An 8,883-nucleotide genomic window follows, 5' to 3' on the forward strand; every position below is an offset into this window, starting at 1 on the left:
CAGGACACGGTGCAGTTGCCGCCGATGAAGTCCTTGGTCCCGTTGACCAGGCCCTTGTCGATGACGTCGCGGTTGATCGGGTCCAGGACGATGATGGAGTCTTCGTTCATGCGCAGGGTGGACGCGGCGTCGATCCAGAGGCCGTCCCAGCCGCCGCTGCGCAGCTCGCGGTGGACCTGCTTGGTGTAGTCCCCGCCCTGGGCCGTGACGATGATGGGCAGCTTAGCCAACGTCTCGACGTCGAACGCGTTCTCAAGGCTGCCGGCGCTGCCTTCTGCTGTACCAGCAAGCGAAGGCGCGGCACCCCCCGCGTTGGAAGTGGAAAAGAACACCGGGTTGATGTTGGCGAAGTCGCCCTCGTCCAGCATGCGCTGCATGAGGACGGAACCGACCATGCCGCGCCATCCCACCAGGCCGACGGAAGGAATACCTGCTGTAGTCATTTTGCCCGCCTCAGAACATGGCCCCGTGCAGAAGAACTCCGACGGACTCCTGCCGGAAGGGAACTTGTAGCGTGGACCCGCGCGTACTGCACAGCCTTGTGCCGGGGCCCCCGCGTTACGGCAGGAGGCCGCGGCGCTTCGGGCGACCGGTGCGATGCGGCCCGGGCAGGGTTTCCCACAAATACCGTGTCCTCCGGGACGTCCTCGCCCTTCATGAGCAGTGAGTCAGCCTCGAGGACCGACCCGTCGTGCATCGTCACCCCATAGTTGACCCAAGCGTAAACGCCCAGGCTGCAGCGATTGCCCACAACGATGTGGCCCGATTTGAAGGTTCCGTCTTCCATCGAATGGCCTTGAATGGTTGATCCTTCATTTAGTGCACAGTCATCACCGATGGCAACGAGTGTTTTCTCTGGGATGGTGGCACCAGCGTCGTAGAGTCGCTTGCCAACTTTGACTCCTAACAATCTCCAAATCATGGGCTTGAACGGTGTCCCATTGAAGGGCGGTATGGCCAAGAGCTTCCATAGACGTTCGTGCCGCCAGAAATACCGGTCGTAGATGGAGCAGAACTGAGGCTCCAGGTGGCGGAACCCCATGACAGAACGCTCTGCCAGGACGGTGATGAGTATCCGGAACACGAGGAAGCCGAGCATGGACAGCGCGACAGCCAGTGCGCCCAGGAATCCGTGCGCCGTGACGGCCACAGCCCCCCAAAGCGTAGCGGTGAACAACAGGAACCAGCGCACGGCGAGGAACAGCACCATACTCATGATGTTGTACCGGTTCTTAGCCGGGAGGGCTCGGTTCCTCGCTTCTTCGATCTTCAGTTCGTTGAATTGGGCATCGCGCTGAACAGAACGAGGAATTTCGAACGGGGGTGACCCCAGGAGGCCGACATCCCTCCGAATCGGGCCATCGATTGGAACCATCACTTTAGTGGCCAGGAGACAATTCTCTCCCACCCTTGCTCCGTCAGGGAAGGTGATGGCGTTCCCGAGGAAGTTGCGGCTGGCGATGCGGACTCTTGAGAGGCGGAAAGAAGTGCTTGTGAAGTCGGCGTTCATCATATTAAGGCCGTCCGCGACCATGGTCCCGGTTCCTACGGAACACAGGAAGGGTGACTCTTGAGCCACTTCGGGTCCGAAATTTGATCCTGTCTGTTCTACCTTGCCGAGGTCATACCCGATCCAGGACAGGAAGTTCACAATATAAGAGCTGTCCCCGAAAACGTCCTTATACAGTCTGGCCCTCGTCAGTCGGGCGAGGAGCCGCTGGATCACGAAACGCAGGCCATAGAGCCGGTATACGACATCGGGCTTAAGGAAGAGGTTCAGTACCCGCGGAACAGTGGCCACTAATACGAGACCAAAAATCAGGGCCACGATGAACAGGACCAGCGTTGCCGCCATTATGTGGATGAGGAATTCCGGATCATGCAACTCCAGGTGGCCCGTATCCAGATAGCCAGGTAGCAGTGCAGCCAGCGCGAGCAGGCCAACGGGGACAACGAGGACGAGCCGGTTGAACAGTTGCAGGAGACTGAAAATAACTCTCCTGCGTGTACCGCAGTCCGCATCAGGAACACGCCGGTAATTGGCGGCGGTCCTGGCGGCCGGGGAACCATGCCAGGCCTGTCCATCGGGTACGGACTGTGAGGTCTGCAGCGAGGAGGCGTGGCCCAGTTGCGTGTCGTTTCCCATCGACGTGCCGATGTCGAGGGCGGTCTTTTCTGAAATAAGGACGTTCTTGCCGAGCGTTACAGGCCCTGTTTCGATGACTCCTGATCGGGCCCGGTAGCAGAGGATGAACGAGTTCTTTTGAATCACGGATCCATCTCCGACCGTGAACAGGTCGGTACATACGGGCACCGTCCGGGAAAAGATCACAACGCCTTTGCCGATTTTTGCCCCGAGCATCCGCAGATACAGCACGTAGAGCGGTGATCCGGCGAACAAGGCAAGTGGGTTTGCCCTGGTCAGTGTCTTGACAATCCAGAACCGGACATAAGCCATGCTCCAGATCTGTATTTCTCCCGGCTTCCAGCGGCCGACCAGAACCCACTTGATGATGATCGGGGTCACGGACAGCACCAGAAACATGGCGGCACCGAAGGCCACCGAGCGCAGCCACATTTCTACCAGGTCCCGTCCACCGGACATCCATTCATAGCCGAACACCAGGAGCAACGCAGCGTACGTCGTGTATCCCAGGAAAATCGCCAGTTGGATGGCTCCGCATGCAACATATTGAGCGGTGCTCGCCGGAGGCATTGTGACGGCGCGAGGGGGCAGCATTCCGGCGTCAGCAGCTCCGGCTGGTCCCGCGGCAGCCTCGGTTGACACCTCTGTGAGCAACTGCGCCAACTCGCGAACCGTGGGGTTCTGATAAATGTCCTGCATGGCCGGTGCCGGCAAGTCCGTTTCACGTCTGACACGGGCGCAAAAATGCGCCATCAGGAGAGAGTTGGCACCCAGGTCATTGAAGAAGTGTGCGTCCGTTGACACCCGCTCCAGTCCCAGGACCGCACCGAGTTCAGTTGCGAGTGATGATTCTGCAGACGTTGTGGGGGCGGTGTATGCTCCGGAGCCGGCCATGCTGACCCGTTCGGAGGGGCGGGGCAGTTTTTTCCGGTCGGCTTTGCCGCTGGGCATCAAGGGGATGGTGGCGAGCTGCTCGTAGTAGGCAGGCACCATGTAGCCGGGAAGCCGGGTCCGGAGCATCTGGTGAATGTCGTGGGCCTCCACTTTTTCAGCATCATGGCGGAGCGTGTAGTAGGCCGCCAGTTCCAGCTGTCCCGGTTCCGGCTCAAAGGTGTCCACCACTGCATGGGCGATTCCGGGGCACTGCAGGAGGAGCGATTCGATCTCAGCCAGCTCGATGCGGTACCCGCGGATTTTGACCTGCGTGTCGATACGACCGAGGTACTCTATCTCCCCTTCTTGGTTGATCCGGCCCAGGTCACCCGTGCGGTAGATCCGCCCTGAAGGGTTATGTCGGATTCTGAGGAAGTCGGGAATGAAGGCGCGCTCGGTGAGGTCCGGACGGTTGACGTACCCTTTGGCCAAGCCGACGCCGGTGAGCCCGATTTCGCCTGCCTCGCCCATGGGGAGTGCGCGGCTGGCGCTGGGATCCAGGATGACGGCGGAGTAGGTGGGCAGGGGGACGCCCAGGGAAACGGGTTTGTCGGGGTCCAACAGAGCCCACGTGGCCGTGACCGTGGCCTCGGTGGGTCCATAGACATTCAGGAAGCGCCGGCCGGCTGTGTGCCATCGTGTCACCAGATCCCGCGGGCAGGCCTCGCCGGAGACGAGCAGGAAGCGTAGCTCTGGCAGCTCCTCGTCGATGGTGGCCAGCAGGGTTGGCACGCAGCACAGGGCGGTGATGTGCTTCTTCACCAGATACTCCGCCAGCTCGGCACCCAGGAGAGTCGAGCCGGCGGGTTTGGGCACGAGCGTCGCACCTGCGAGCCAGGATACCCAGATTTCTTCAACCGAGAAGTCAAAGGCTATGGTCATGCCCTGGTAGACGCGGTCCGTGGTCTGGATGCCGTACAGCGCGGAGGCCACCCGGACAAAATTGCAGATGCTTGCGTGCTCGATCGCAACGCCCTTGGGCTTGCCGGTAGAGCCCGATGTGTAGATGATGTACGCGAGCTCGTCCGTGGTGCCGCCTGCTACCCGCAGCTCGAGCCGGGCTGGGTCTTCTGCCTCTATTTGGGCCCGCGCGAGGTCCAGGCAGATAGTCACCGCAGCCACTTCGGGCAGCAGAACCTGCAGATGGGACAAGGACAGGACCATGGTGGCACCGGCGTCTTCGACGATGTACTTCAGCCGGTCGGAGGGGAACCCAGGATCGAGTGGAACGTAGGCGGCCTGAATTTTCAGCACCGCGAGCATTGCAATGTAGGCGCGGGAGGGTTGATCGAAGAGCAGCGCGATTCGGTCCCCGGAACGTGCTCCGGCAGCGAGAAGGTGGCGGGCCAGCTGGTTCGCCTGCTGATCCAGCTCCGGGTAGGTGAGGGCTACGTCCTCGGCATCCACAGCAAGGTGTTCGGCCCAGCCCTGCGCTGCAAGACTGTCGCAGCGATCCTCGAAAAGCTGATGCAGCCTTTCGCCCTTCCTCCATCTGACCACGTGGTCAGGGAAAGCCGAAGTCAGGACCGGCCCTGCCCCGTCCAGCCCGGTGGTCAGCACACCACGCAGCTCAGCGGGCCGGATATCACCCTCGCGGGACTTTACGCTCTTCGTCATTGATGATTCCTCGGTAGGCTTTGGTGGCTTCCACGCAGCGGGTTGATGGCGATCCCGCCGTCAACTCGATCGGTGCATCGGCTCAAGGTGGCGTCCGTCGGAGGCAGGACCCCGGTCATGGGCGTCGTCCAGGATTCGCGTCCCCCGGCCGGTGCTCGCTGCAGCACCGCTCTTGGCAGCGGCCTGTGGCTCCCTCACGCGCGGGGTAAGGCCGAAGGCTGATCCCAGAGCATGTACTGCGTCCCTGAGCTGGTCCGCACCAGTGGTGGCTGCGAGGCGTGTCTCGGATATCTCGATAAGATCGGCGTCGACTTTGATTTTTGACAGAGTGCTGAAGAAGGTAGCGAGGACTTCGGGAGAGGATCTCATGCCGAGGCCGGTGAGCTCGACTTTGCCTGCACGGGTTCTGTGCAGGAGTTCCCGGAAGTCCAGAGACTTCTGCTGGGCGTGCAACACGGCGAGGGCGGGCGTGAGCTGGTCGGCAGGGAGCGAGAAAGCGACGTCGGTCCGGCAACCGGGACTGCGCGTATTTTGAATAATTGACTGCGGGTTTATGCATGCCTGCCATAGTGAACGGAATAGCAGGGATGTTTGATCGGGATCATCCGGGAGGCCTGTGACCACGATTTCCGAGATGGCTTCGACGCCTGCCACGTCAGTGATCACGGCCTGCTCGGGCGCCGGCCTGCTAAAGGGGCGGCGATCGAGGCCGGGCAGAATCAGTGTTCCCAAGCCGTCGGTGAAGGAAGACCTCACGTGGATGGGAAGACCGAACCGACGCGCGTATTCCACGCTGCGCAGGTGCATGACTTTGCTCCCACAGGCAGCAAATTCAAGCATTTCTTCGCTCGACAGGGCCGCAATCTTCCGTGCAGTCGGAACAATGCGGGGGTCAGCTGTGTAGACGCCGTCGACGTCAGTGTAAATCTCGCAAATGCCTGCTCCCAGGGCGGCGGCGAGGGCAACAGCGGTCAGGTCCGAGCCGCCCCGCCCCAGGGTGGTCACCTTCTTGCCTCTTTGCGTCCGGCCCTGGAACCCGGCGACCACAGGGATCCGGTCCTGATCCAGGCAGTGGCGGATCCGCCTCGGCCTGATATCGAGGATGCGCGCCCTGCCATGCACACTGTCTGTAATTAGCCCGGCCTGGCTTCCTGTGAATGCGCACGCTTCGTGGCCGTCGTCCATCAGGGCCAATGCCAAGAGGGATGCTGTGATGAGTTCGCCCATGCTCAGCAGGGCGTCCAGCGTTCCAGGGTGCGGCTGCCGGGAAACCTCGGCGGCGAGATCGCATAAATGGTCTGTGGTCCCGCCCATAGCCGAAACCACGGCCACGACTTGATAGCCCGCTTCACGCGTTTGTGCTATCCGCCGGGCGGCCCTGCGGATGCCCGCAGCGTCCGCTACCGATGATCCACCGAACTTCTGCACGACGAGAGCTCCCCCGGGCAGGTTCCTGCCGTCGTCGGGCAGGCGTTGGTTCCAGTCAGCCCACTGTGCCTTGGGGGCGTAACCACGGCGGGCGCCGTTGCCTGCCGTGGATGATTCGTGGTCCACTCTCTCGGCCTGCATTTCAGCTTCGGGGAAATCGTCGTTTGCCACAGAATCAAATTGCTTACTCATACATATGCCGTTTCCGTTGCGGTTCCGCGTAGGTGGTTTCTCCTGCTTCTGCAATCAGGCGACTGTTTTCAAAACAATCCTCTGGCCGGTAACTGATTCGGCGGCTTCGGCCAGTATTTCCAATCCCCGCCGCAGTTCTGTGGCGCTGATCGTCAAGGCCGGCATTGTTTTGAGCACTTCACCTTCCGGGCCGGACGTTTCCACGAGCAGTCCACGGGTGAAGGACTCAGCTGCTATCTTTCCGGCGGCTTTCGGATCGGAGTAATGGATTCCGGCGAGCATGCCCCGGCCGCGCACACTGGCCCCTTCCGTGGCATCGGCTATCAGCCTCAGGCCTTCGTGCAGTTGAGCTGCCACCGCCGCAATCTTCTGCTCAAACCTGCCGTCCTGCCAGAAGTGTTCCAAGGCAGCAGCTCCGGTGACAAAGGCCGGATTGTGTCCACGGAACGTGCCGTTGTGCTCCCCCGGCTTCCAGAGATCAAGTTCGGGTTTGAAGAGTGTGAGTGCCAAGGGCAATCCGAAAGCAGAAATGGATTTCGAAAGGCAGACAATGTCCGGAACAATGCCCACGTCCTCGAAACTGAAGAACTTCCCGGTGCGCCCACAGCCAGCCTGCACATCATCGACTATGAGCAGGATGCCGTATTGGTGGCAGATGTCTGAAAGCTCCCGAAGCCAGGAGGCACGGGCTGCCCTGAGGCCGCCCTCTCCCTGAACAGTTTCGACGATGACGGCTGCCGGCTTGTCCAGTCCTGACCCGGAATCAGCCAAGGCGGAGCGGAGCCACGAAAACGCAAGCGCATCGTCCCCGAGGAATCCGTCATAGGGAATGCTGGACGCATGGGTGAGCGGGACGCCTGCGCCCTGCCGCTTCATGGAGTTTCCGGTAACCGCCAACGAGCCCAGTGTCATTCCATGGAAAGCGTTGGTGAAACCAAGAACGTGGGTGCGTCCGGTGACCTTCCGGGCCAGCTTCAACGCAGCCTCCACGCTGTTCGTCCCGGTTGGACCCGGAAACATGACCTTATAGTCCAGGTTTCTCGGTTTGAGGATCAGCTCGTGGAATGTCTCCAGGAACCGTCGTTTGGCAGTGGTTTTCATGTCCAACGAATGAATAACCGCTCCGGAAAGCAAGTACTCCATCAGCGGTCTAAGAAGTGCAGGGTGATTGTGCCCGTAATTCAGGGCACCGGCACCGGAAAAGAAATCGAGGTACCCGCGGCCGTCCTCGCTGTAGAGAAAGCTGCCGGAGGCGCGCTCGAAAATAGTATCCCAGCCACGGCAATAGGAACGGACTTCAGATTCCAGGGACTCAAAAATATCAGACATCTGGGGATTTCCTGTCAACTTTTGTTTTGTGAAAGAACCGGACCTCCTCGTCCGGCTAGATTTCACTCGTCAAATGACAAACGCCACTGGCCGCATACACGCGTGTCGCGGACGTCTTGGATTTCCCCCAGCGGTAAATCCCGGTCTCTTGCCGCGGACAGCTCCGCGACGGCAGTTACGCCAATTCCTTTCTGAAATCCCGAATCTAGGGGACTGACCCACCGAAAACAAGGGTGTTGTGTACTTGCTTTCTGCCCGGCCCACTACTTGCTTCACCAACCGACCCACGCAAGCCGTCATGTCCTACCCGTCTTCAAGAAGCTTTTCCTGCTGCCCGTTCAGGCATTACTTTTCATTCACGAAGCGCTTCACCCGACGGCAAACCCGCTCACAAGGCAGGCATAGCCTTCCTCGCTTTGACGCTGCTCCTGTCAGCGTGCTCGTCGCCGGCACAAACTGAGCGGGCTTCCACTACACCAATCCTGGCGTGCGTAAAATGAGAGTGTCCTCCGTCTCGGCCGCTCCCCCAGTTGGCCGGTGGCGGCAGGGCCTAGGAACTTCCACGCAGGTCCGGCCTGGGGCATGCTCAAGCTATAAGCAGCAGGATTTACTAGGCAGAGGGTCCGCATATCAAGTATGCGGACCCTCTGTTTTTGGATGGGAACCGGCGGGCATTGGTAGCGTAGGACCGTCCCGTCAGTAGCAGCGGAACTCGGGGGAGTTTCCTCCTGGCGGGACATCTCTTGCAGAGGGGCACGTTATGGCGCTGCGAAGCCTTTTCAGGAGACAACAGGGCGGTAGCGGGTGACACGGTTGCTTCGGCAGCGGTCACTGGACCGGCGCCGCGGAAGCCGTTGACGGCGGCGCAGCTCGCGGAGCTGCAGGAAGCTTGGGGCGAGCTGACAGAGGCAGCGGAAGGAACTGGGGTGACGAGTCTTCACGCCTGCTCACGCAACGGCAAGCGATGTGAAGATGACCCCTCGGCCGTGCGGGCTTTGGCCGCCACGCTCCGCGATATCCGGGCCGAGGAACAACAGTAGACACGCAGTCGGCCAGATTGGGCCGCCGGGCGTGCCCCCTCGGGCAGCCCGGCCACCGTTAGTTATGAGACACATTGAGCAGCCCATGACGAAACTGATTGGATACGGTCGTGTCTTGACCCGGCAGCAATCCACCGACCGGCAGCAGGCGGACCTTCTGGCCGCCGGCGTCCGCCGCGATGACCTCTACATCGACCA

Annotated in this window: 4 protein-coding genes and 1 pseudogene; 1 reads left to right on the plus strand and 4 read right to left on the minus strand. The window is 60.8% G+C overall.

The features are described 5' to 3' along the window. From CXQ88_RS20980 to ectB, 4 genes are all read right to left on the minus strand, one after another. Positions 1-443: aspartate-semialdehyde dehydrogenase (locus CXQ88_RS20980; RefSeq protein ID WP_146069262.1), on the minus strand; the 443-nt coding region annotated here is incomplete at its 3' end. Further along, positions 440-4,696 carry a Pls/PosA family non-ribosomal peptide synthetase gene (locus tag CXQ88_RS20985; protein ID WP_104046096.1) on the minus strand — a complete coding sequence of 1,419 codons (4,257 nt, stop codon included), beginning with the start codon at positions 4,694-4,696 and terminating at the stop codon, positions 440-442. The genes CXQ88_RS20980 and CXQ88_RS20985, both read right to left, overlap by 4 nt. A gap of 60 nt (positions 4,697-4,756) precedes the next feature. Further along, entirely contained in the window at positions 4,757-6,316 is a 1,560-nt protein-coding gene (locus CXQ88_RS20990) for an aspartate kinase (protein ID WP_258062057.1), read from the minus strand. Positions 6,317-6,370: 54 nt separating this feature from the next. Next, positions 6,371-7,645, minus strand: coding sequence for a diaminobutyrate--2-oxoglutarate transaminase (ectB, locus tag CXQ88_RS20995; RefSeq protein ID WP_104046097.1), 1,275 nt, complete (start codon positions 7,643-7,645; stop codon positions 6,371-6,373). Between the two features lie 1,125 nt (positions 7,646-8,770). Between ectB and CXQ88_RS22540 the strand changes: the two are divergent. After that, positions 8,771-8,883: pseudogene (locus tag CXQ88_RS22540) on the plus strand (recombinase family protein); the annotation flags it as partial.

Origin of the sequence: Arthrobacter sp. ZGTC412, from assembly GCF_002929215.1 — a bacterium.
Lineage (GTDB): Bacteria > Actinomycetota > Actinomycetes > Actinomycetales > Micrococcaceae > Arthrobacter.

What these genes read in the sequence shown, in the direction of transcription:
- ectB (WP_104046097.1), bottom strand. Translation starts at nt 7,645, where the DNA reads ATGTCTGATATTTTTGAGTCCCTGGAATCTGAAGTCCGTTCCTATTGC.
- CXQ88_RS20990 (WP_258062057.1), bottom strand. Translation starts at nt 6,316, where the DNA reads ATGAGTAAGCAATTTGATTCTGTGGCAAACGACGATTTCCCCGAAGCT.
- CXQ88_RS20985 (WP_104046096.1), bottom strand. Translation starts at nt 4,696, where the DNA reads ATGACGAAGAGCGTAAAGTCCCGCGAGGGTGATATCCGGCCCGCTGAG.